Source organism: Clostridium tetanomorphum, assembly GCF_017873215.1.
Classification (GTDB): Bacteria; Bacillota; Clostridia; order Clostridiales; family Clostridiaceae; genus Clostridium_AO; species Clostridium_AO tetanomorphum.
In genome coordinates, this window is record NZ_JAGGKA010000023.1 from 41254 (window position 1) to 64757 (window position 23504).

The following is a 23504-nucleotide window of genomic DNA, read 5'->3' on the forward strand; positions in this document are numbered from 1 at the left end:
GATGAAAGAAATTGTACCTTATATTCAAGTAGAAAATATTGTGAAAACTTTTGGAAAAGTAATAGCTAATAAAAAAGTTAATTTAACTGTATATGGTGGAGAGATACATTCACTTTTAGGGGAAAATGGAGCGGGAAAAAGTACTTTAATGAATATGCTATCTGGAGTATATACTCCAGATAGCGGTTCTATTTATATACATGGAGAAAAAGTTAATTTTTCTTCTCCAAAAGATGCTATAAATTCAGGAATAGGAATGATATATCAACATTTTAAATTAGTAGATAATATGACAGGAGAAGAAAATATAACTATAGGACAAAAAAATACATTGTTTATAAATAAGAAAAAGATAAGAGATAAAATTTATGACATATGTAATAGGTATGAAATAGACGTAGATTTAAAGAAGAAAGTATTTAATATGTCTGTAGGTGAAAAACAAATAGTGGAGATGATTAAGGTTCTCTATAGGGGAGCAGATATATTAATATTAGATGAACCTACAACAGTGTTTACACCACAAGAAGCTGAAAAATTATTTAATATAATGTTTAAAATGAGAGAAAATGGTTGCGCTATAATATTTATATCTCATAAAATGGATGAAGTTATGAAAGTATCTGATAAAATAACAATTTTAAGAAAAGGTGAAACTATAAAAACTCTAAATAAAGATGAAACAAATCCAGAAAAATTAGCAGAACTTATGGTGGGTCAGCAAGTAGATTTATCTATAAGAAAAAGCACAGTAAAAAAAGGTGAAGAAATATTAAGAGTAAATGATCTAACTGTAAAAAATGAGGAATCAGTAGAAGTACTAAAGAAAATAAATTTTAATATACACAGAGGAGAAGTTCTAGGAATTGCAGGAATAGCTGGTAGTGGACAAAAAGAAATATGTGAAGCTATTACCGGTATACAAGCTGTTGAAGAAGGAGAAATAATTCTTCAAGGAGAAAATATTGTAGGCAAAACTCCAAGAGAAATAATAAAAAAAGGAGTTAGTATGAGCTTTGTACCAGAAGATAGATTAGGCATGGGATTAGTAGGTGCTATGGATATGGTAGATAATTTATTGTTAAAATCTTACCATAATATGAAAGGTATTATATTAAATAAAAAACCTATTGCAAAAAGAGCTAAAGAGATTAAAGAAGATTTATCTATAGTAACTCCAGATATAAATTATCCAATTAAGAATCTATCAGGAGGTAATATTCAAAAAATATTATTGGGAAGAGAGCTTGATTCTAATCCTAATTTACTTATAATGGCCTATCCTGTAAGAGGATTAGATATAAATACTTGCTATACCATATATAACTTGATAGATGAGCAAAAGCAAAAAGGAGTAGCAGTTTTATATATAGGAGAAGACTTGGATGTTTTAATGCAACTTAGTGATAGAATATTAGTAATTTGTGATGGTAAAATAACTGGAGAATTAAATTCTTCTGAGGCTACTAAAGAGAAAATAGGGTTACTTATGGGAGGAAAGAGTTTAGAAAGAGAGGAATCAAAAGTTGTATAAAATAATAAAAAGAAGTGAAGTAACTACAAAAAAGAGTATAATGATTAGAACCTCTTCTATAGTTTTTGCTCTTGTATTAGTAGCAATTTTTATAGCTTTGTTAGGATTAAATCCCATAGATGTATATTTTTCCATGATAAAAGGTGCATTTGGTTCAATATATAGTGTAAAAGAAACCATAGTTAAAGCTATACCGCTTATTATAACTGCATTAGGAATTTCTGTAGCGTTTAAAATGCAGTTTTGGAATATAGGTGGAGAAGGACAGATAATAATGGGAGCATTTTTATCTTCTTATTTCGCATTAAAGTTTCCAGAACTTAATTCATTTTTATTATTAATAATTATGGTTCTAGCTGGAATAATTGGGGGGGCTATATGGGCATATATTCCTGCATTTTTTAAATGTAAATGGGGAACAAATGAGACCATAGTAACATTGATGATGAACTATATAGCCTTAAAATTTATAACCTATCTTCAATATGGACCATGGAAAGATCCTAATGCACAAGGTTTTCCTAAGATACCCAACTTTTCTGAAAATGCTATTTTGCCAGATATATTTGGAGTGCACATTGGATGGATTATAGCATTTATATTAGTCATATTTATATATATATTTATGAACTATACAAAAAAAGGATATGAAATAACTGTATTAGGAGAAAGTGAAAAAACAGCTCTTTATGCTGGAATAAATATTAAAAGTACAATAGTTGTTGCTATGATTTTAAGTGGGGGATTATGCGGACTTGCAGGTATGATTCAAGCTTCAGCGGTAAGTAATACATTATCAGTACAAGTATCAGGTGGTATAGGATATACTGCAATAATAGTAGCATGGCTTTCTAATTTAAGCGCTCCTTTAATTTTAATGGTATCTATATTATTTGCAGCTCTTTTAGAAGGAGGCTCATTTATACAAACAGCCTTTGGTATTCCAGAGTCTGCAGCACTAATACTTCAATCTACAATATTGTTTTTTATATTAGGAAGTGAATTTTTTATAAGATACAAATTCACTAAAAGAAGTAGTTTGCCATCAAAGGAGGTAGCATAAATGGAAACAATGATTTCATTTTTTGAGGCAGCTATAGTAGCAGGAACACCTCTTTTATTTGCCACTCTTGGAGAATTAATATGTGAAAAGGTTGGAAATTTAAACTTAGGTGTGGAAGGCATGATGCTTATGGGAGCAGTAATAGGATTTATGGTTGGTTTAAGTACACATAGTCCTATATTAGCTATGATTGCAGCTATGATTGCAGGTGCTTTTGGAGGTCTAATATATGCTTTTTTAACTGTAAGTTTAAGAGCTAATCAAGTAGTATCAGGATTAACCTTAACTATATTTGGTACTGGATTTTCAAGTTTTATTGGTAAAAATCTAGTAGGACAAGTTGCACCAGACACTATAAAAGATTTTTTTAAGCCCATATTTCTACCAGTATTAGGTCATATACCAGTGCTAGGACAAATATTTTTTAGACAGGATATATTTGTATATATAGGATATTTAACTGCTGTCTTATTAGGAATTTATATGTATAAAACTTCTAAAGGAATAAACTTAAAAGCAATAGGAGAGAATCCTAAGTGTGCAGATGCAGCAGGAATTAATATAACTTTATATAAGTATATTCATGTATTGTTAGGAGGAGCCTTATGTGGATTAGGAGGAGCGTATCTTTCTCTTGTATATGTACCAGCATGGCAGGAAAATGTTACAGCAGGTAGAGGATGGATAGCAGTTGCATTAGTTATATTTGTATCATGGAATCCATATAAAGCATTGATAGGTTCATATTTGTTTGGAGGACTTGATATTATAGGATTTAGGCTTCAGGGAGGAAGTATACACATATCGCAGTATTTAATAGATATGCTTCCTTATATAATAACAATAATAGTTATGGTAATAGTATCAATGAAAAAATCCCCCAAAAATGCACCGCCAAAAAGCTTAAGTGTACCATATTTTAGAGAAGAAAGATAATAATTTAATATTGACTTATTCAATAAAAAGTGATATTCTAATCAAGAAAGTTAATAGTTACCTTTAATGAAGGTCCTGTGAGACCTAAAAGGAAAGTATAGAGCAATCTATTAAAAATTATATGATATTATATGATTTGTTTATTGCTTGTCATAGTGATATCTATGCCTTCCTTTAAAAAGGAAGGCTTTTTTATTACCTTTTAATTTAGTACGGAGATACTAAAAAGGAGGAGAGATTATGTTAAAAGGAAGAAATTTAATTGACCCAATGGATTTTACTGTAGAAGAAATTGAAGAAATACTTAATCTAGCAGAAAACATATCTAAAAAAAGAGAGGATTTTACACATCTTTGTGAAGGTAAAATCTTAGCTACTCTATTCTATGAGCCAAGTACAAGAACTAGACTTAGTTTTGAAGCTGCAATGTTAAGACTAGGAGGAAAAGTTTTAGGCTTTTCAGAACCAAATTCAACCTCTGTAGCAAAGGGAGAAACTATAGCTGATACTGTGAGAGTTGTTGGATGTTATGCAGATATAATAGCAATGAGACATCCTAAAGAAGGCGCTCCAATAGTTGCTGCAGATTATTCAAGTATACCAATTATAAATGCTGGTGATGGAGGACATCAACATCCTACCCAGACTTTAACAGATTTATTAACTATACGATCTATAAAAGGAAAATTGTCTGATCTTACTATAGGCTTTTGTGGAGATTTGAAGTTCGGAAGAACAGTACATTCACTTATAAAAGCATTATCACGATATAAAGATAATAAATTTATTCTTATCTCACCAAAGGAATTAAAGGTTTCCCAATATATAAAAAATGAAATTTTACAAAAGAATAATATAGAATTTTTAGAAACAGAAAACATGGAAGAGGCTTTAAGTAAGGTAGATATACTTTATATGACAAGAGTTCAAAAAGAACGATTTTCAGATGAAGAAGAATATATAAGACTTAAGGATAGATATATTTTAGACAAAGAAAAGATGAATATAGCATCACAAGACATGATAGTTTTACATCCACTACCAAGAGTTAATGAAATTGCTTATGAAGTAGATGAAGATAAAAGAGCATGTTATTTTAAACAAGCTCAGTATGGAATGTATGTAAGAATGGCTTTAATTTCTAAGCTGTTGGGGGTGATTTAATGTTAATGATAAATGTTGTTGATGAAAAATTTGAAAAAAAAGATCTAAAAAAAGATTTACCAGATAAATTAGAAAATATAATAAAGTGTAAAAATCCTAGATGTATAACTTCAGTAGAAACCTATGTATCGCACATATTTTATGCTATAGATAAAGAAAAGGGTGAATATAAGTGCAGGTATTGTGATGAAATATATAGGGTTATGGAGGAATAAGCTATGGATGTTTTGATTAAAGGAGCTAGAATAGTAGATTGGTCTGGAGATTTTTTAGGAGATATTTATATAAATAATGGAATAATAACAGAGATAGGTGAAAATTTACAAAAAGATTGTGAAACTATAAATGCACAAGGAAAAGTAGTAATGCCTTCATTTATAGATTTACATGTTCATTTTAGAGATCCAGGATTTACTTATAAAGAAGATATATTAACTGGAAGTAAAGCAGCAGTTAAAGGTGGGTACACCGCAGTAAATCTTATGGCAAATACAAATCCTATATGTAGTAGTATGGAAACTGTAAAATATGTGTTGGAGAAAGCAGCGGAAATTGGTCTGGTAGATGTTCACCAAGTAGTATCTATAACTAAAAATTTTGATGGAAAAACTATATCTCACTTAGACAATTTAGATTCAACTGTAAAGATAATATCTGAAGATGGAAAAGATGTAATGAATAGTAATGTTATGTTAAATGCCATGGTAAAGGCAAAAGATAAAAAGTTAATTGTTATGTGTCACTCAGAGAATGGGGAGCTTTCATCAACAGATATGAGGCTTGCAGAAGATACAATGACCTGGAGAAATATAACTCTTGCTAAATATACAGGTTGCAGTATTCACATAGCTCATGTAAGTACAGGGGAATCCATGAAATATATAATTGATGCAAAAAAAGAAGGCTACAATGTAACTTGTGAAGTAGCACCTCATCATGTAGCTTTAACGGATGATACAGATTATAGAGTTAATCCACCTATTAGAAAAAAAGAAGACATGGAATTTATTATAAAAGCCATAAAGGAAGGATGGGTGGATGCAATAGCAACAGATCATGCACCTCATACTATAGAGGATAAAATAAATGGGGCTCCAGGAATATCAGGAATAGAGACGGCTTTTTCAATATGCTATACCAAACTTGTAAAAGAGGAGAAAGTTGGTTTAAATAGGCTTTCAGAAATAATGTCTAAAAAACCAGCAGAAATAATGAAATTAAATAAAGGACAAGTAAAGATAGGATTCGATGGAGACTTAGTCATAATAGATTTAGATACATGCTATGAAATAGATAGCGATTGTTTTTTATCAAAGGGAAAAAACACTCCTTTTCAAGGAATGAAAGTTTATGGGCGAATAGAAAAGACAATAAAAAAAGGAGAAATAGTATATAATTTGGAAAGTGAGGGTTAATAGATGATAATAGATAGTTTGTATGAAAGTGTAAAAAATAAAGGGCATGTGTGTGTAGGGTTAGATACTAGTATTGATTATATACCAGAAGGGTTTAAAAATAAATTTGTATCAGAGGAAGATTCGTTAGTTAATTTTAATAAAGAAATAGTAGATGCTACAGTAGATATAGCAGCATGTTATAAAGTACAGATTGCATATTATGAAGCGTTAGGATTAGCAGGACTTAGAGCTTATAAGAGAACTCTAGATTATATAAAAGAAAAAAGTGGAATAATTATATCAGATATAAAAAGAGGAGATATTGCAAAAACAGCAGAAATGTATGCAAAAGCTCACTTTGAAGGAGATTTAGAAACAGATTTTATAACTTTAAGTCCTTATATGGGATTAGATAGCGTAGAACCATATCTACCATATCTAAAAAGTAATGATAAGGGATTGTTTGTATTAATAAGAACTTCAAATCAGGGAGCTAAAGATATAGAATTTATAGATACTAAAGACAATAAAAAAGTATATGAAGTAGTTGGAGAAAAAATACATGATTTAGGAAAAGATTTTATAGGAAATTGCGGATATAGTTCCATAGGTGGAGTAGTAGGCTGTACTCATGTAAATGAAGCTATAGAATTAAGAAACAAGTTAAATACAATGTTTTTCTTAATACCTGGATATGGAGCACAAGGTGGAAAAGCAGAAGATGTAGCATTGTATTTAAAAAATGGAAATGGTGGAGTTGTAAATTCTTCTAGAGGAATTTTATTAGCATACAAAAAGGCAGAAGATGAAATAAATTTTGCAGAACATGCAAGGAAAGAAGCTATACGAATGCGACAAGATATATTAGCGGTTGTAAAAAGTATATAGAATGGAGAGTTGGTATGGAATATAGAATTGAATATGTTAAGGATAACAAAAAAGTATGCCAAGGTATATATAAATTATCTATAGAAGGTAAGTTTGAAGGAAAGCCTGGTCAATTTTATATGTTAAGAGCTTGGGATAAAGAACCACTTTTAAGTAGACCTATAAGTATACACTCTATTGAAGGAAATACCATAGAGTTTTTATATGCGGTAGTTGGAGAAGGAACAAAAATATTAAGCAGTCTTAAAAAAGGGGATAGTATAAAATTAACAGGACCATTAGGAAATTATTTCCCGGTAAATAATATAAAAGGAAAAGTTGCTCTAATATCAGGAGGTATAGGTATAGCACCAATGTATGAAGTAGCAAAAAATCTAAAAAACTGTCAGATAGATTTTTATTGTGGATTTAGAGATGAGGTTTATAGTGTAAATGAATTTGAGCCTTTTGTAAATAAAATTAACACAAGTACGGAAAGTGGAGCAAAAGGTTATAAGGGATATGTAACAGATATATTAAAACCGGAAAATTATGATATTGTTTTATGTTGTGGACCAGAAGTTATGATGAAGAAGGTTATAAATATGTGTAAAGAAAAAAATGTACCAAGTTATGTATCTATGGAGAAACATATGGCTTGTGGAGTAGGTGCCTGCCTTGTATGCACATGTAAAACAAAAAGTGGAAATAAAAGAACTTGTAAAGATGGGCCAGTATTTCTAGGAGAAGAATTGGAGGAATAAATATGAAAGTAAATATTTGCGGTATAGAATTCAAAAATCCAGTTATAACTGCCTCAGGAACTTTTGGATTTGGACAAGAATACAATGAGTTTTATGATGTGTCAAAATTAGGAGGAATTTGTACTAAAGGGTTAACTATAAATCCTAAAGAGGGAAATGATGGAATAAGGGTTTTTGAAACAAGAGCAGGAATGTTAAATAGTGTAGGACTTCAAAATCCAGGAATAGATTATTTTATAGAAAATGAGCTACCACAAATGAAAAAATTTAATACTGTTATTTTAGCTAATGTTGGGGGTGGAGATATAGATAGCTATCTTGCAGCAGTTGAGAAAATAAATGATACAGATGTTGAAATGATAGAGCTTAATATATCTTGCCCTAATGTAAAACATGGCGGAATGGCTTTTGGTATAAAATCGAAAGTAGCTTATGAAGTTGTAAAAGAAGTTAAAAGTATATGTAAAAAACCTTTAATTGTAAAACTATCACCAAATGCAGAAGATATTGTAGACATGGCTTATAAATGTTGTGATGCAGGAGCAGATGGATTATCTCTAGTAAATACTTTTAAGGCTATGGCAGTGGATATAAAAAGTAAAAAAATAATATTTAATAATGTAACAGCAGGACTATCTGGACCTGCAATAAAGCCAATAGCTTTAAGAATGGTGTATGAAGTATGTAGAGTAGTAAATGTTCCAGTAATAGGGCTTGGAGGAATATTTACCTGGGAAGATGCTATAGAGTTTATTATGGCAGGAGCAAAGGCTATACAGGTTGGTACAGCTAATTTTATAAATCCATATGCAGCGGTAGAAATTACAAATGGAATTGAAGAATATATGAAAAAGGAAGGAATAAAAAATTTAAGCGAAATTACAGGTATTATATAAAGTGACAAAATTTAAATTAAATATTAGTTTGGAGGAGAAAATATGGAAAATACAAATAAAATTATTATAGATACATTAAAGGAATGTAATGCTCTTTTAGAAGGACATTTCTTATTATCATCAGGTAGACATAGTGATAGATATTGTCAATGTGCAAAGCTTTTACAATATCCAGATAAAGCTGAAAAAGTTTTAAAGTTTGTAGTAGAAAAATTAAAAGGTATAGAGTTTGATACAGTAGTTGGACCTGCTATGGGAGGAATAGTAGTTTCATATGAACTAGCTAGGCAGCTTGGAAAACCAGGAATATTTGCTGAGAGACAAGATGGAGTTATGACTTTAAGAAGAGGATTTGAAGTAAAAAAAGGTGAAAAAGTAATAATCTCAGAAGATGTAATAACTACAGGGAAATCTTCTCTAGAAGTTGCAAAACTACTAGAAGAAATGGGAGCAGAAGTTGTTGGATTATGCTGTATTGTAGATAGAAGAGGGGAAGGCGTAGATATACCTTATCCTATATATAGTGCAATAAAATTAGAAATTAAATCTTTCGATAAGGAAGAATGCCCATTATGTAAAAAAGGTATAGAATATATAAAACCAGGCAGTAGAAATATAAAATAATATAAGAACTTCATACCTCAAAGAATGAAAGCTTTGAGGTGTTTTGTTTCATAAGGAAGAATTATAAAGTTTTATGAAATAAATAGCAAAAGTTTAACTACAAATTCTCCGTTGTGAATTATATAATGCATTATTTACAAAAATTTATTATTAATTATTTCGCATTTGAGTTATAATAGATAATGACCAATTATTGATATTGGATTGGCACCATAATTATACCCAATATTAGTAATGTACAAAAATTCAAAATAGGAGGAATTATTGTGGGTAAGCCAAGTATTTTTAGCAGAGATTATGAGAGAAAAATGAAAAAAAGAAGAAGAATGATATTTTTAGCAATAGGTGTAGTTATTCTTTTATTCTCAGTTGCTTGGTTATTTGGGAAAGGAAAATCTATTCAATTTGACAAAATAAGTAGTTTTTTTGATAATAAAAAACAGGAAAAAAGTCATAATGATATGGATAATAAGAAAAGTGTTATAGAAAATAAAAAAGACGAAGATAAAGATGAAAATAAAGAAGAAAATAAAGAAAAAGAAACTAAGAATAGCAATGGATATGAAATAAAACTAAGTGATGGGAAAAAAATAAAATTAATGTATGAAGAGGAAAATGGAGATAAAAAATTTAAATACATATATCCTGTAGAAAGTAAGGTAAAATATGATATAAGTCCTTCTACCAATAAAAGAGCTATTATCTATGATGAAAAAGCTCAGAAAATTATTCTTGTAGATATAAATGGTAACGTATCTGATTTAACTAATTTAAAATATATATCTACAAATGGAAGTGTGGCTATAAGCCATGATGAAAAAATACAGGCTACACCAGACTATATTTGGTGTAATGATCCTAAATTTATAGATGAAGATAATATAGCTTATGTTAGTCAATTGCCATGGTTAAATAAAAGTACAAAATATATATGGATGGTAAATGTCACCAATAAAACTCATACATATGTTCAAAATATTTCAGGAGAAGAATTAATCATGGATAAGATTAGTGATAAGGGATTAAAGATATTAGTTGATGGTAATGAACTATTTTTAAAGAGTAATGGAGATGTAGTTCAATAGATGAGAGATGTTAGTAATAGAAAGTGTATGAGAATAGGACTTTCTTCTGCAAGCTTTTATCCTAATATCAAAACTGAAGAAAGTATTTCACTTATGAATAAATTAGGATTTGATATAGGAGAAATTTTTTTAAATAGCCCTAGTGAATATAGTGAAGATTTTGCATACATTTTGAAGGAAGAAACAAATAAGTATGATTTTCATATAAATTCTGTGCATAGTTTTTCATCTTCTTTTGAACCTTATCTTTTTGATAATTATAAACGAAGAAGAGATGATATGTTTTCTTATTTTAAGAAGGTATGTAAGTTAGCTAGAATAGTTGGGGCAAATTGTTATACTTTTCATGGTATGAGACTTACTAGTTTTAAAGATATAGATAAAAATTTAGTTGTTGACATATATAATAAACTGTGTTATACAGCATTAGAAGAAGGAATAAAATTAGCTCAGGAAAATGTGTCTTGGTGTATGTCGTCTAATTTAAACTTTTTAGAGTTTCTTCTAGAAAAATGCAGTAGTCATATATATTTTACTTTTGATATTAAACAAGGATATAGAGCTAATAAAAAACCGAAAGAGTATCTAAATATAATGAGAGAAAGAATGATTAATTTTCATATTAATGATAAAGATGAAAATAATCAGTGTTTGATTCCAGGCAGGGGAAAAGTTGATTACAAACAAATATATAAAAACCTATGTGAAATCCAGTATAAGGGACCAGGTATAATAGAAATATATAGTGAAAATTACAATAATGTCATAGAAATAGTAAATAGTAAGGAATTTCTAAAAAAAATATTTGTTTAAAGAAAATTTATTTGTAAATTCTATGGTATTTGTATATAATTATTAAGGGTAACTTTATATTTTAAGTATAAAATATGAAAATATGTTTTTAAGCATGTATTAATAATAAAAAATATATGTTATAATATTGTGGTTAATACAAGCATATCAGGTGATTAGGAGGAATAATATAATGAAGGCTAGTATGGAGAAAATAGAAAAGAATGTTGTAAAGTTAGAGATAACTGTTGAAGCTGAAAAATTTAATGAAGCTATGAAAAAAGCATATGCAAAAAATGCTAAGAGATTTAATGTACCAGGATTTAGAAAAGGTAAAGCGCCAATGAACATAATAAAGAGACATTATGGTGAAGGAGTATTTTATGAAGATGCTATAAACTTCTGTTGTGATGATACATATCCAGAAGCATTAAAAGAATATGACATAAAACCTGTAGATTATCCTTCAATTGATATAGTACAAATTGGAGAAGGAAAAGAATTTATATATACAGCAAATGTAACAGTAGTTCCAGAAGTAGAACTAGGAGAATATAAGGGATTAGAAGTTAAGAAAAATACATATGAAATAAAAGAAGAAGAAATAGAAAATAAATTAAAATCAATGCAGGAAAGAAATGCTAGAGTAGAAACTAAAGATGAAAACGGAGTAGTAGAAAAAGGAGATATAGCTGTTGTTGATTTTAAAGGTTTTGTAGATGATAAAGCTTTTGAAGGTGGAGAAGGCTATGATTATTCTTTAGAAATAGGTTCTGGTACTTTCATTGATAACTTTGAAGATCAATTAATAGGTCTTAAGAAAGATGAAGAAAAGGATGTAAATGTAAAATTCCCAGAAGAATACGGTAGAGAAGATTTAAATGGAAAAGCTGCAACTTTTAAAGTAAAAGTTAAAGAGATTAAGGTTAAAGAGTTACCTGCAATAGATGATGAATTTGCAAAAGAAGTGTCAGAATTTGATACTATTGATGAATTAAAGGCTGATATGAACAAAAAGATGGAAGAAGAAAATGAATTAAGAATTAAAAGAGAGTATGAAGAAGCGGTTATAGATGCAGCTTGTGAAAATGCCAAGGTTGATATTCCAGAAGTAATGATAGATAAAGAAGTTAACAATATGTTAAGAGATTTAGAAATGAGATTAAAATATCAAGGATTAGATCTTAACACTTATTACCAATATACAAATAGTAGTGAAGAAAAGGTTAGAGAATATATGAAGGATACAGGAGCTAAGAGAGTAAAAACAGAATTAGTTCTTGCAGAAATAGCTAAAGCTGAAAATATAGATGCAACAGAAGAAGAACTTATGGAAAGAGCTAAAGAAATGGCAAAACAATATGGTGATAAAGAAATAGAAAAAACAGCTAAGTTAATAATGGATTCTCAGAAATCATTCTTAAAAGCAGATGTTGTAAATGAAAAAGTAATTAAATTATTAGTTGACAGTTCTAAAGATATAGCATAATATAATTTAAAGATTAATTGCCAGGAATATTTCTGGCAATTAATTTTAATTATATTCAATTAATTTAATATTTTTAAGATATGAATTATAAGTCATAGTATTGGGTTAAATATAATTATATAACCTATACTTGAGTTATTGTTGTAAAAGGAGGAGAGTTTTTATGAGTTTAGTTCCAGTTGTTGTTGAGCAGACAAATAGAGGAGAGAGGTCTTATGATATTTATTCTAGACTTTTAAAAGATAGAATAATATTATTAAGTGAAGAAGTAAATGATGTAACAGCAAGCTTAGTAGTAGCACAGTTATTGTTTCTTGAAGCTGAGGATCCAGATAAAGACATAAATTTATATATAAATAGTCCAGGTGGTTCTATAACAGCAGGCATGGCAATATATGATACTATGCAACATATAAAGCCAGATGTATCAACCATATGTATCGGAATGGCAGCTTCAATGGGAGCTTTTTTATTAGCTGCAGGTGCAAAGGGTAAAAGGTATTCACTTCCTAATAGTGAGATTATGATACATCAACCTTTAGGAGGATTCCAGGGTCAGGCTACAGATATTGGTATCCACGCCAATAGAATACTTAAAATTAAGAAAAAATTAAATAGTATTTTAAGTGAAAGAACAGGTCAACCGCTAGAAGTAATTGAAAGAGATACTGAAAGAGATAATTTTATGGATGCTGAAGAAGCTAAAGAGTATGGATTAATTGATGAAGTGATGATTAGGAAAAAATAACCCTTATTGTTGTGAGGTGAAGATATGGCCAAAATTGATGATAAAAAACAGTTAAAATGTTCGTTTTGTGGTAAAACTCAAGATCAGGTAAGAAGACTTATAGCAGGTCCAGGAGTATATATTTGTGATGAATGTATCGAACTTTGTTCTGAAATAATAAGTGACGAGTTTGAAGAAGATGTTCATGTAGAAATGGGCTCACTACCTAAGCCAGTTGAAATTAAAAGTTATTTAGATCAATATGTAATAGGTCAAGATGATGCTAAAAAGTCTTTATCAGTAGCAGTTTATAACCATTATAAAAGAATAAATTCTAATAATTTGAATGATGATGTAGAACTTCAAAAAAGTAATATACTTTTATTAGGTCCTACAGGTTCAGGAAAAACTTTACTTGCTCAGACCTTAGCAAAGTTCTTAAATGTTCCTTTTGCTATTGCAGATGCAACTACTTTAACAGAGGCAGGATATGTAGGAGAAGATGTTGAAAATATTCTTTTAAAGCTTATACAAAATGCAGATTATGATATAGAGAAAGCAGAAAAAGGCATTATTTATATAGATGAAATAGATAAAATAGCTAGAAAATCAGAGAATCCTTCTATAACAAGAGATGTATCTGGTGAAGGAGTTCAGCAAGCACTTCTTAAAATATTAGAAGGTACTATAGCATCAGTACCGCCACAGGGTGGAAGAAAGCATCCTCATCAAGAATTTATACAGATAAATACTAGTAACATATTGTTTATTTGTGGTGGAGCTTTTGATGGAATTGATAAAATTATAGAAAGAAGAACAACTAATAGTTCCCTAGGCTTTGGAGCAGATGTTAAATCTAAAAAAGAACAGGACTTAGGAAAATTATTAAAGGACATAATGCCAGGAGATCTTTTAAAATTTGGATTAATTCCAGAGTTTATTGGAAGACTTCCTATAATAGTTACTTTATCAGCATTAGATAGAAGTGCATTAGTTAATATTTTAAGTCAGCCTAAAAATGCTCTTGTAAAACAGTATAAAAAACTGTTTGAAATGGATAATGTAGAGCTTGAATTTAAGTATGAGGCTTTAGAAGCTATTGCCGAGGAAGCTATTAAGAGAAATACTGGAGCAAGGGGATTAAGAGCTATAATTGAAGATATAATGAAAGACATAATGTTTGACATACCATCAGAAGAAAGTATAACTAAAGTTATAATAAATAAGGATACTTTGGTAAATAAAGAACCTGAAATGATTAAATTAGAAGAAGGTGTAAGATCACCTTTGAAAGTAAAAAAATCAAGAGCAAAAAAAGGACCTGAAACAGCATAAAAAGTAAAATATAATTATTTAATGGAATAGAAACTAATAGTTTCTATTCTTTTTTTTATTAAAGAATATAGAAAAGGAAAATTGTACATAATAGAAAATGAGTTTAATTATAAAAATGGGAGGATAGGTTATATGACCAATATGCTTGTTTTAGTCCAGTTTATTTTTACCATAATTATGGGATTATATTTTTTCAATGCATTAAAAGGGCAACAGACAAATAAAATAGTAATTGATAAAGAAAGTAGAAAAGAAATGGATAATTTAAAAAAGTTAAGAAATATAAAGCTTTCTGAACCATTAACTGAAAGAAGTAGACCAACTTCTTTTGATGAGGTAATAGGGCAAGAAAAAGGAATTAAGGCATTACAGGCAGCCTTGTGTGGTCCTAATCCACAGCATGTAATAATCTATGGGCCACCAGGGGTTGGGAAAACAGCTGCAGCTAGATTAGTATTACAGGATGCTAAAATTAAAGAATACTCTCCTTTTAAAAAAGCTGCTAAATTTGTAGAAATAGATGCAACTACTATAAGATTTGATGATAGGGGCATAGCAGATCCACTAATAGGATCAGTACATGATCCTATTTATCAAGGAGCAGGACCTTTAGGAATAGCTGGCATTCCACAACCTAAACCTGGAGCTGTAACTAAAGCTCATGGAGGTGTTTTGTTTATTGATGAAATAGGAGAATTACATCCCATTGAAATGAATAAGCTATTAAAGGTTTTAGAAGATAGAAAAGTATTTTTAGATAGTGCGTACTATAATTCATCAGATCCTAATATGCCAACTTATATAAGAGACATATTTGAAAATGGATTACCAGCAGATTTTAGATTAGTAGGAGCAACTACAAGGAATCCAGAAGAAATTGCTCCAGCATTACGTTCTAGGTGTGTAGAAGTATTTTTTAGGTCTCTTTTACCAGAGGAAATAGAAAGTATAGCTAAAAATGCTGCTAATAAAATTGGATTTAAATTAGAAGAAAAAGCATGTAAAACTATAGGTAAATATTCTAACAATGGTAGAGATGCTGTTAATCTTGTCCAGTTAGCATCAGGAATTGCACTAAATGATAAAAGAGACGAAATAAATGTGTGTGATGTGGAATGGATAATTGAAAATGGTCATTATTCACCAAGACCAGAGATAAAAATTTATAATACGCCTAGAATTGGATATGTTAATGGTTTAGCAGTTTATGGAGCTAATATGGGAACAGTTATGGAAATAGAAGTTACAGCAATAAAAAGTAGCTCAAGAAAAGGAAGCATAAATGTAACAGGAATTGTAGAGGAAGAGCAAATAAGCTCTTATGATAGGAAAGTAAGGAGAAAGAGTACTGCTAAATGTTCTGTAGAAAATGTAACAACTGCTCTTCAAAATGTATTTAATCTAAATTTAGACGAATATCATATACATGTAAATTTTCCAGGTGGAGTTCCAGTAGATGGACCATCAGCTGGAATTAGTATAGCTACTGCTATATATAGTGCAGTAAAAGAAGTTTTTGTAGATAATGAAGTAGCTATGACTGGCGAAATATCTTTATATGGAGAAGTAAAGCCAGTAGGAGGAATAAATAGCAAGATACAAGCAGCTATAAAAGCTGGTGCTAAAAAAGTACTAATACCTTATGATAATTGGCAGGAAAATTTTTCCGATATAACAGAAGCAAAGATAATAGCAGTAAAAAATGTAAAAGAAGTTATAAAAGAGGCTTTAGTGCAAGAAAAAAATATTTCAAAGCACAATTCTATGCAAATAAGTACAGACATATTATCGGCAGATTCATTAAATAATCCAGGAAATTCTGTTAGTGGATAATCTATATCTCCTTTCACAAGAAAGGAGATATACTATTTATCCAACTAAGTAAACTTTATTTTAAGTTAAGAATCAATTTATGAAATTATAATTTATGTAATTATTGTTATTTTAGAATTGAAAAAAATTTCTTTTATGGTTATAATATATTAGTCTAACTATACAAAAAAAACAAAATTTCAATATGTTATATAGTTAATCCAAATATAAAGTGAGGGGAGAAATATGGAAAATAAATTAAAAGTTCTTCCTCTAATTCCTCTTAGGGGTATTACTATATTTCCTTATATGGTTATGCATTTTGATGTAGGAAGGGAAAAGTCTATTTTGGCATTAGAAGAAGCTATGCTTAATGGACAGGAAATTTTTTTAGCTACTCAAAAAGAAGCAAAAGTAGAAGAACCAGAAGAAAATGATATATTTAAAATGGGAACTATTTGTAATATAAAGCAAATATTAAAGTTACCAGGAGATACAGTAAGAGTTTTAGTAGAAGGGGAAAGTAGAGCAAGTATTGAAGAAGTATTGCAAAAAGAACCGTATTTTAAAGTTCAGATAGAGGAACTAAGAGATATAGAATGTGTACAAAATAATAAATGCGAAGCTCTATTACGTTCAGTAAGGAAAGCATTTGACGAATACATAAAATTATCTGGTAATATTCCTACAGAAACATTACTTAACTTAGATGATATAGAAAATCCAGGAAGATTCTCAGATATAGTAAGTTCTTATTTAATATTAAAACAAGATAAAAAACAAGAGCTTTTAGAAGCATATGATGTATCTGAAAGATTAGAAAAACTACTAATTATTTTAAATAATGAGCTAGATGTATTAAAGATTGAACGAAAAATAGGAATAAAGGTTAAAAATAAGATAGATAAAGTACAAAAAGAATATTATTTAAGGGAGCAATTGAAAGCAATACAGGAAGAGTTAGGAGAAGAGGATGAGGATAAGAAAGAAATAAATAGATATAAAAATAAGATAAATAAGGCAAAGTTTCCTAAGTCTGTAAAAGATAAAGCTCTTTATGAATTAGACAGATTAAAAAATAGTGGTTCATATTCTGCAGAAGGTGGAGTTATAAGAACTTACTTAGATTGGATTTTAGATTTACCTTGGAATGGTAAAACAGAAGACAATTTAGACATAAAAAGAGCAAGAGAAATATTAAAAAAAGAGCATTATGGATTAGAAGATGTAAAAAATAGGATAATTGAATTCTTGGCTGTAAAGAAAATGAGCAATTCATTGAGAGGTCCTATATTATGTCTTGTAGGTCCACCAGGGGTTGGAAAAACTTCTATTGCTAAATCTATTGCTCATGCACTAAATAGAAATTTTGTTAGAATGTCTTTAGGTGGAGTGAGAGATGAAGCTGAAATAAGAGGACATAGGAAGACATATGTAGGAGCTATTCCAGGTAGAATAATATATGGATTGAAGCAAGCAAAATCTAAAAATCCATTGTTTCTATTAGATGAAATAGATAAAATGAGTAATGATTTTAGAGGAGATCCTGCAGATGCCTTATTAGAGGTTTTAGATAGTGAACAAAATAGTACTTTTAGGGATCATTATTTAGAATTAGATTTTGATTTATCAGATGTACTATTTATAACAACTGCAAATACTTTACATACTATTCCAAGACCTTTAATGGATAGAATGGAAGTTATAGAAGTATCAGGATATACAACAGAAGAAAAATTTCACATAGCTAAAGAACATCTTATACCTAAAAAATTGACTGAACACAATGTGGAACATGGAGTGATAGATATTTCAGATTCTGCAATACATTTTATTATAGATAGTTATACTAGAGAATCTGGAGTTAGAAATTTAGAAAGAAAAATAGCATCTCTTATAAGAAAAGCTATTGCGGAAATGGTAGAAAAGGATAAGAAGAAGCTAAATATAACAGTAAATAATATAAAAAAATATTTGGGACCAGTTATATATACTTATGATAAGGCCAATACTGTAGATCAAGTTGGAGTAGTTATGGGAATGGCTTGGACCGGATATGGTGGTGATACTCTTCCAATAGAAGTAACTGTTATGGCTGGTTCAGGGAAATTAGAATTAACAGGTCAATTGGGAGATGTAATGAAAGAATCAGCTAAAACTGGTTATAGTTATGTTAGAGCTAATGCTAATAAATATGATATTAGTCCTGAGTTCTATAAGAATAAAGATGTACATATACATGTTCCAGAAGGTGCAGTGCCAAAAGATGGACCTTCAGCGGGAATAACAATGACCACAGCTATGGTATCTGCATTAAGTGGAAAAAAAGTGAAACATAATGTAGCAATGACAGGGGAAATAACATTAACAGGAAGAGTACTTCCAATAGGAGGACTAAAAGAGAAAACATTAGCTGCATTTAGGGCAGGAATAGATACAGTTATTATTCCAAAAGACAATGAAAAAGATTTAACAAAGATACCAAAATCAATAAAGAACAAAATGAGATTTATAATTGTTCAAAATATAGATGAAGTATTGGATACTGCTTTGATAACAAATAAATAAGTTGGAGAGATAAAAATGGAGATAAAACAAGCTGAATTTGTAAAGTCTGCTGTAACTCCAGATCAATATCCTGAAAGTGATTTAATAGAGATAGCTTTTGTAGGAAGATCTAATGTAGGTAAATCTTCTTTAATAAATAATTTGACCAATAGAAGAAAATTAGTTAAAGTTAGTTCTACTCCAGGTAAAACAAAATTAATTAATTTTTTTCTTATTAATAATAGCTTTTGTTTTGTTGATTTACCTGGATATGGTTATGCAAAGGTATCAAAACAGGAAAAGTTAAGTTGGAGTAAGACGATAGAAAATTACCTTTTAAATAGACCTCAATTAAAAAAAATAATATTACTTGTAGATTGTAGACATAAACCTACTGAAGATGATATTACCATGTACAATTGGATAAAACATTATGGATATGATTCAGTAGTGGTAGCTACTAAAAGTGATAAGTTAAATAGAAGTGAGCTATTTAAGAGTGAAAAACTTATAAGAGAAACTTTAGGTATGGATAAGGAAGAAAAGCTAATATTTTATTCCACTTTGAAAAAGAGAGGAAAAGAAGAACTTTTGGATAATATTTCTGGTTATTTACAAAAAACTGAAGAATAGTATATATATAAAATTAAAGGCATGTAGTACTTTTATACGCACTACATGCCATATATTTTATATATGGACTTTATAAATTATAATATATATGGGGTGGTTATTGAATATGAAGATTAATTTAATAAAAGATTTTATAGTATATATATTAATATATTTCTTACCATTATTAGTATTTTGGAAGTTATCTTTGAATAAAAGCAGAAAAAAAATAACCTTATTAGTAATAAGTATTTTATATATTGCATTTAGTATATTTACACAAAATCTATTGCCATTTATATTAATTTTAATTTGTATTAGATATTTGAAATATGATATTGAGCTCTATGATGATTACTATAAATACAATTTTGGATTTAAAGATTTAAACTTTATAAAGGCTTTAAAGTATTCTATATTTTCATATATGCTTACGTTAATTATAGCTACTTTAGCATTAAGTTTTTTTTCAGTTTTTAAAGTGCCTTTAAAGGAACAAGAAATAGTTACTATTATGGCAAAGTTGCCCTTGAAAAAGTTCATTATAATGATGCCTGTAACAATTATATTTGCACCAGTAGTAGAGGAATTTATTTTTAGATGGTTACTTTTTGAGAAAGTATTCAAAGATAAAGTAGGTATATATTTATCAGCTTTTATAACTAGTTTAATATTTAGTATAGTTCATTTTAATATAAAATCATTTCCAGCTATATTTTGGATAGGATTATTTAATTGTTTTTTAATTAATAAAAAGGGATATTGGTATGCTGTGATTAATCATAGTATATTTAACTCCATATCAACTTTTGTATTGCTTTTTGGAAAGTTAGGAATTATAAATATTTAAATATATTATAGATAAAAATAAATGATTAAGAAAGTCAATTATTTTTATCTTTTTTTATGTGTCAAAATAAAAAAATAAGAATAGTATATATTAGAAACACAAAAGAAATAAGTGAATCTTCTGAAAGGAGGAAGTAAAGTGGATTTCAACAGCCTGGTGAATGGATTTTTATCCGGAGATAACACTACATCTTTAAAAACTTCAACAACTCCATTTAGCAATCTAGGCATATGGGTCATATTGTTGCTTATAATATTAGGCTGTGGATGTGGCGGATATGGCTATGGCTATGGAGGCGGTTATGGTGATTGTTGTTGTTGTGAGAGAAAACATCGAAAACATCATAAAAAATACTGTGGCTGTGGCTGTGGTTACGGTGGATATGGAGGATATGGAGGATATGGCGGCTACGGATGTGGGTGCTTTGATGACTGCTTCATATTTATCATAGTAATCGCAATATTGGTATTATGCTCATGCAAAGGAACAAAAGGATGCTGTGATAACAGCATAATTAGCTTAGATAATGATAATTTAAGAACAGTGGAAGAGGAGTAGGTTACAAATAAAACCATTGCCCAGAAGAAAGGGGGGTTTAGCATGTCAAGAAGATATTGTCCAACAAGAGGAAGCGGAAATGGTCTGTTAATATTAATATTAATAGTTCTACAATTTAACTGCTTTAATAATAGATGTAATGATCATTCACACGACAATAAGTGTATAATAGATAATAGTTTATTGTTTATTATAGCATTATACTTCTTATGCTGTTGTGGAAACTTCAACTTATGTTGTGGCGGATATGATTATGGCAGATGTAGATACTAGAAACAATGAGGAGGGCATATGCCCTCCTTGCTAATAAATATCCATAACTAAGAAGGAGGGATATGATGTCTAAAAAAAGAAAACATAGAAAACATAGGAACATAGATGATAATAACAATAACAATATGAATAACAATATGAATAATGATTTAATGGAAATGATAAATAATATAGATAAAGAACAATTATCTTCATTATTGGCTAATTTTAATTTAGGAAATAACAATGAAGGAAATAATATAGAAAGTAATCTAAATAATAATCTAAACAATAATTTAAATAATTCAGACAAGACTCTACAGCTTTTATATGCTTTAAAACCTATGGTTAATGCGGAAAGAGGCGCTATGATAGATAGATTAATTCAACTTTATTCTATAGGAAGAATACTAACAAAATAATTTATATAAATAGAAAGACTTAAGTCTTTCTATTATTTTAGCATAAATTATTCCAATTCATATATTTCTTCAGAGCTTACAATACTGCATCGTCCTTCAAAAACTCCCCCATCTTTAATAATTATATTTTTGATATTTATATCTCCTGTTATTTTTCCATAGTTTTCAATAGTTAAAATTCCTTCACAAGATATATTCCCTTCTACCTTACCGCTTACATAAGCATTTTTACAAGATATATCACCTTTACAATATCCAGTAGAACCCAATATAATATCATCTTTCCATATTATATTACCTTCTAAATACCCATCAATTTTTAAAAGATTTTCACCTTTTAAAGATCCTATTATGCTGCATCCATCGCCAATCAAAGTTTCTATGTTGTTTATATTTTTATCCTTTTCTTTGTCAGAAGAATTGAACATATAATAAACCTCCCTTTATATGTATCTTAAGATAAATATATTTATGGATGTAAACATTTAGTACTAAAAAATGTTTATATTTATTAAAAGGAATGATAAAATCTAAATTTTAAATTTATATAAAATTTTACTAAAATTTATATAAAAAAACACGATAAAAGTAAAGATAGATACTTAGGAGGTATAAATAATATGTCAAAAGTAGCACATTTAATAGAAATGTTAATAACATTACAATATAAAAAATTGACCACAGCATCTGAATTAGCAGATGTTTTACAAGTGGACAAAAAAACTATATATAGATATATAAATAACTTAAATTTAGCTAATATACCTGTACATACGAAAAAGGGAAGATATGGAGGATTTTATATAGATGAATCTTTCTATATGAAGCCTCCTAAATTAAGCTTTGAGGAGTTACAATCGCTGATAGCTGTAGAAAAAAATTTAGAAGATAGTAGCTTTCCTTTTAAAAAAGATTTGAGAAATGCAGTATCTAAAATAAAAAGTATATGTGTAAATGATGATAAAGAGTTAGCTGAAAAAATAGATAAAACTAGTTTTAAAATCTATAATATAGCTAATGAGTTAAAGTTAGAAGAAAAGATTGATAAAATAAATTATTCTATGGAGAAAGGAAGGTCTCTAAGTATAGAATATTTTTCACATAATAAAAATATTTCAACTGAACAGACAATTGCTCCATATAATCTTATTTTTAGAAATGGTGATTGGTACATAGTAGCATATTCTCATATTGAAGATAAGGTAAGAGGATATAAATTATCAAGAATAAAAAGTGTTGATGTTGTAAACGATATATACATAAAGCCTAGAGATTTCTCACTTGGAGAGTATTTATCAAATTTTTGGGGAGATTTCAATGGAGAAGAGGAATTAATAAAAATCAAATTTAGTAAAAATGTATCTGAGTTCATTTTAAAGAATAAATGGAGTAATAATCAACAAATAGAAAAATTGGATGATGGCAGTGTACTACTTAAAATTTATGTAGAGAATTTAGAAGATATAAAAACTTGGATATTAGGTTTTGGAGGAGAGGCAGAGGTAATAGAACCTATTTCTTTAAAAAATCAGGTAAAATCAGAGATTAAAAAATTAGTAGATATATATCAATAAAATTATAATAAAATGAATAAAAAGATTTAAAGTGGATAACATAATAAATGTAATTGGAGATATATATCTCCAAAGCACTAAATGGAGTTATATAACTTTATTTAATGTGCTAGAACCCCCCATCCCCCTTGGGACCGTAAAACGGTCCCTTTTTATTATATAAAAAGAAGTATTATAAAAAATTTGGGACAGTAGATAGATTTA

At 28.9% G+C, this 23504-nt stretch carries 23 protein-coding genes and 1 pseudogene; 23 read left to right on the plus strand and 1 reads right to left on the minus strand.

Annotated elements, in window-relative coordinates; translation table 11 throughout:
- Nucleotide 1 precedes the first annotated feature (1 nt).
- The 22 genes and pseudogenes from J2Z24_RS18000 (at nucleotide 2) to J2Z24_RS18105 (ending at nucleotide 21726) form a co-directional block, all read left to right on the plus strand.
- On the plus strand, nucleotides 2-1534 hold the full coding sequence (locus J2Z24_RS18000; protein WP_035148796.1) for an ABC transporter ATP-binding protein: 1533 nt from the start codon (nucleotides 2-4) through the stop codon (nucleotides 1532-1534).
- Nucleotides 1527-2597, plus strand: a complete 1071-nt coding sequence (locus tag J2Z24_RS18005; protein ID WP_035148797.1) for an ABC transporter permease — start codon at nucleotides 1527-1529, stop codon at nucleotides 2595-2597. Before J2Z24_RS18000 ends, J2Z24_RS18005 begins: the two co-directional genes overlap by 8 nt.
- Complete coding sequence (locus J2Z24_RS18010) at nucleotides 2598-3533, plus strand: ABC transporter permease (protein ID WP_035148798.1); 936 nt, start codon at nucleotides 2598-2600, stop codon at nucleotides 3531-3533.
- Between the two features lie 240 nt (nucleotides 3534-3773).
- Nucleotides 3774-4697 carry an aspartate carbamoyltransferase gene (gene pyrB / locus J2Z24_RS18015; protein ID WP_035148799.1) on the plus strand — a complete coding sequence of 308 codons (924 nt, stop codon included), beginning with the start codon at nucleotides 3774-3776 and terminating at the stop codon, nucleotides 4695-4697.
- 65 nt (nucleotides 4698-4762) lie between these two features.
- Nucleotides 4763-4912: pseudogene (locus J2Z24_RS18020) on the plus strand (aspartate carbamoyltransferase regulatory subunit); the annotation flags it as partial.
- A 3-nt stretch (nucleotides 4913-4915) separates the two neighbouring features.
- Complete coding sequence (locus tag J2Z24_RS18025; RefSeq protein WP_035148800.1) at nucleotides 4916-6112, plus strand: dihydroorotase; 1197 nt, start codon at nucleotides 4916-4918, stop codon at nucleotides 6110-6112.
- Between the two features lie 3 nt (nucleotides 6113-6115).
- Nucleotides 6116-6982, plus strand: coding sequence for an orotidine-5'-phosphate decarboxylase (pyrF, locus tag J2Z24_RS18030; protein ID WP_035148801.1), 867 nt, complete (start codon nucleotides 6116-6118; stop codon nucleotides 6980-6982).
- A gap of 14 nt (nucleotides 6983-6996) precedes the next feature.
- The gene (locus J2Z24_RS18035) at nucleotides 6997-7725 is read left to right on the plus strand and encodes a dihydroorotate dehydrogenase electron transfer subunit (protein WP_035148803.1); all 729 of its coding nucleotides are present in this window, start codon (nucleotides 6997-6999) and stop codon (nucleotides 7723-7725) included.
- A gap of 2 nt (nucleotides 7726-7727) precedes the next feature.
- Nucleotides 7728-8621 carry a dihydroorotate dehydrogenase gene (locus J2Z24_RS18040; protein ID WP_035148805.1) on the plus strand — a complete coding sequence of 298 codons (894 nt, stop codon included), beginning with the start codon at nucleotides 7728-7730 and terminating at the stop codon, nucleotides 8619-8621.
- A gap of 42 nt (nucleotides 8622-8663) precedes the next feature.
- Nucleotides 8664-9245, plus strand: coding sequence for an orotate phosphoribosyltransferase (gene pyrE / locus J2Z24_RS18045; protein ID WP_035148806.1), 582 nt, complete (start codon nucleotides 8664-8666; stop codon nucleotides 9243-9245).
- A gap of 266 nt (nucleotides 9246-9511) precedes the next feature.
- On the plus strand, nucleotides 9512-10330 hold the full coding sequence (locus J2Z24_RS18050; protein ID WP_035148808.1) for a hypothetical protein: 819 nt from the start codon (nucleotides 9512-9514) through the stop codon (nucleotides 10328-10330).
- Nucleotides 10331-10357: 27 nt separating this feature from the next.
- The gene (locus J2Z24_RS18055) at nucleotides 10358-11143 is read left to right on the plus strand and encodes a sugar phosphate isomerase/epimerase family protein (protein WP_035148831.1); all 786 of its coding nucleotides are present in this window, start codon (nucleotides 10358-10360) and stop codon (nucleotides 11141-11143) included.
- A 172-nt stretch (nucleotides 11144-11315) separates the two neighbouring features.
- Nucleotides 11316-12611 (plus strand): trigger factor, encoded by a 1296-nt coding sequence (gene tig / locus J2Z24_RS18060; protein ID WP_035148809.1) that lies wholly within the window; start codon nucleotides 11316-11318, stop codon nucleotides 12609-12611.
- A 163-nt stretch (nucleotides 12612-12774) separates the two neighbouring features.
- Nucleotides 12775-13359, plus strand: coding sequence for an ATP-dependent Clp endopeptidase proteolytic subunit ClpP (clpP, locus tag J2Z24_RS18065; RefSeq protein ID WP_035148810.1), 585 nt, complete (start codon nucleotides 12775-12777; stop codon nucleotides 13357-13359).
- A gap of 24 nt (nucleotides 13360-13383) precedes the next feature.
- Nucleotides 13384-14673, plus strand: coding sequence for an ATP-dependent Clp protease ATP-binding subunit ClpX (clpX, locus tag J2Z24_RS18070; RefSeq protein ID WP_035148811.1), 1290 nt, complete (start codon nucleotides 13384-13386; stop codon nucleotides 14671-14673).
- A gap of 132 nt (nucleotides 14674-14805) precedes the next feature.
- A complete protein-coding gene (gene lonB, locus J2Z24_RS18075) occupies nucleotides 14806-16506 on the plus strand; it encodes an ATP-dependent protease LonB (protein ID WP_035148812.1) in 1701 nt (566 codons plus the stop codon).
- Between the two features lie 225 nt (nucleotides 16507-16731).
- Nucleotides 16732-19053, plus strand: coding sequence for an endopeptidase La (gene lon, locus J2Z24_RS18080; protein WP_035148813.1), 2322 nt, complete (start codon nucleotides 16732-16734; stop codon nucleotides 19051-19053).
- 15 nt (nucleotides 19054-19068) lie between these two features.
- Nucleotides 19069-19665: a ribosome biogenesis GTP-binding protein YihA/YsxC gene (gene yihA, locus J2Z24_RS18085; RefSeq protein WP_035148814.1), complete on the plus strand. Its 597-nt coding sequence runs from the start codon at nucleotides 19069-19071 to the stop codon at nucleotides 19663-19665.
- A gap of 106 nt (nucleotides 19666-19771) precedes the next feature.
- On the plus strand, nucleotides 19772-20494 hold the full coding sequence (locus J2Z24_RS18090; protein WP_051593308.1) for a CPBP family intramembrane glutamic endopeptidase: 723 nt from the start codon (nucleotides 19772-19774) through the stop codon (nucleotides 20492-20494).
- Nucleotides 20495-20632: 138 nt separating this feature from the next.
- Nucleotides 20633-21052 carry a hypothetical protein gene (locus J2Z24_RS21685; protein WP_051593309.1) on the plus strand — a complete coding sequence of 140 codons (420 nt, stop codon included), beginning with the start codon at nucleotides 20633-20635 and terminating at the stop codon, nucleotides 21050-21052.
- Between the two features lie 42 nt (nucleotides 21053-21094).
- Nucleotides 21095-21325 (plus strand): hypothetical protein, encoded by a 231-nt coding sequence (locus J2Z24_RS18100; RefSeq protein ID WP_035148817.1) that lies wholly within the window; start codon nucleotides 21095-21097, stop codon nucleotides 21323-21325.
- Nucleotides 21326-21390: 65 nt separating this feature from the next.
- Nucleotides 21391-21726 carry a hypothetical protein gene (locus tag J2Z24_RS18105; RefSeq protein ID WP_111947459.1) on the plus strand — a complete coding sequence of 112 codons (336 nt, stop codon included), beginning with the start codon at nucleotides 21391-21393 and terminating at the stop codon, nucleotides 21724-21726.
- 47 nt (nucleotides 21727-21773) lie between these two features.
- Here J2Z24_RS18105 and J2Z24_RS18110 read toward each other — a convergent pair whose 3' ends face one another.
- Complete coding sequence (locus J2Z24_RS18110) at nucleotides 21774-22154, minus strand: bactofilin family protein (protein ID WP_051593311.1); 381 nt, start codon at nucleotides 22152-22154, stop codon at nucleotides 21774-21776.
- Nucleotides 22155-22346: 192 nt separating this feature from the next.
- Here J2Z24_RS18110 and J2Z24_RS18115 point away from each other — a divergent pair, with 192 nt between their 5' ends.
- The gene (locus tag J2Z24_RS18115) at nucleotides 22347-23300 is read left to right on the plus strand and encodes a helix-turn-helix transcriptional regulator (RefSeq protein ID WP_035148819.1); all 954 of its coding nucleotides are present in this window, start codon (nucleotides 22347-22349) and stop codon (nucleotides 23298-23300) included.
- The last annotated feature ends 204 nt before the right edge of the window (nucleotides 23301-23504 follow it).

What these genes read in the sequence shown, in the direction of transcription:
- J2Z24_RS18025 (WP_035148800.1), top strand. Translation starts at nt 4,916, where the DNA reads ATGGATGTTTTGATTAAAGGAGCTAGAATAGTAGATTGGTCTGGAGAT.
- pyrB (WP_035148799.1), top strand. Translation starts at nt 3,774, where the DNA reads ATGTTAAAAGGAAGAAATTTAATTGACCCAATGGATTTTACTGTAGAA.
- J2Z24_RS18055 (WP_035148831.1), top strand. Translation starts at nt 10,358, where the DNA reads ATGAGAATAGGACTTTCTTCTGCAAGCTTTTATCCTAATATCAAAACT.
- J2Z24_RS18000 (WP_035148796.1), top strand. Translation starts at nt 2, where the DNA reads ATGAAAGAAATTGTACCTTATATTCAAGTAGAAAATATTGTGAAAACT.
- lon (WP_035148813.1), top strand. Translation starts at nt 16,732, where the DNA reads ATGGAAAATAAATTAAAAGTTCTTCCTCTAATTCCTCTTAGGGGTATT.
- pyrE (WP_035148806.1), top strand. Translation starts at nt 8,664, where the DNA reads ATGGAAAATACAAATAAAATTATTATAGATACATTAAAGGAATGTAAT.
- pyrF (WP_035148801.1), top strand. Translation starts at nt 6,116, where the DNA reads ATGATAATAGATAGTTTGTATGAAAGTGTAAAAAATAAAGGGCATGTG.
- J2Z24_RS18040 (WP_035148805.1), top strand. Translation starts at nt 7,728, where the DNA reads ATGAAAGTAAATATTTGCGGTATAGAATTCAAAAATCCAGTTATAACT.
- J2Z24_RS18010 (WP_035148798.1), top strand. Translation starts at nt 2,598, where the DNA reads ATGGAAACAATGATTTCATTTTTTGAGGCAGCTATAGTAGCAGGAACA.
- tig (WP_035148809.1), top strand. Translation starts at nt 11,316, where the DNA reads ATGAAGGCTAGTATGGAGAAAATAGAAAAGAATGTTGTAAAGTTAGAG.
- J2Z24_RS18090 (WP_051593308.1), top strand. Translation starts at nt 19,772, where the DNA reads ATGAAGATTAATTTAATAAAAGATTTTATAGTATATATATTAATATAT.
- lonB (WP_035148812.1), top strand. Translation starts at nt 14,806, where the DNA reads ATGACCAATATGCTTGTTTTAGTCCAGTTTATTTTTACCATAATTATG.
- J2Z24_RS18115 (WP_035148819.1), top strand. Translation starts at nt 22,347, where the DNA reads ATGTCAAAAGTAGCACATTTAATAGAAATGTTAATAACATTACAATAT.
- J2Z24_RS18110 (WP_051593311.1), bottom strand. Translation starts at nt 22,154, where the DNA reads ATGTTCAATTCTTCTGACAAAGAAAAGGATAAAAATATAAACAACATA.
- J2Z24_RS18035 (WP_035148803.1), top strand. Translation starts at nt 6,997, where the DNA reads ATGGAATATAGAATTGAATATGTTAAGGATAACAAAAAAGTATGCCAA.
- J2Z24_RS18100 (WP_035148817.1), top strand. Translation starts at nt 21,095, where the DNA reads ATGTCAAGAAGATATTGTCCAACAAGAGGAAGCGGAAATGGTCTGTTA.
- clpX (WP_035148811.1), top strand. Translation starts at nt 13,384, where the DNA reads ATGGCCAAAATTGATGATAAAAAACAGTTAAAATGTTCGTTTTGTGGT.
- yihA (WP_035148814.1), top strand. Translation starts at nt 19,069, where the DNA reads ATGGAGATAAAACAAGCTGAATTTGTAAAGTCTGCTGTAACTCCAGAT.
- clpP (WP_035148810.1), top strand. Translation starts at nt 12,775, where the DNA reads ATGAGTTTAGTTCCAGTTGTTGTTGAGCAGACAAATAGAGGAGAGAGG.
- J2Z24_RS18105 (WP_111947459.1), top strand. Translation starts at nt 21,391, where the DNA reads ATGTCTAAAAAAAGAAAACATAGAAAACATAGGAACATAGATGATAAT.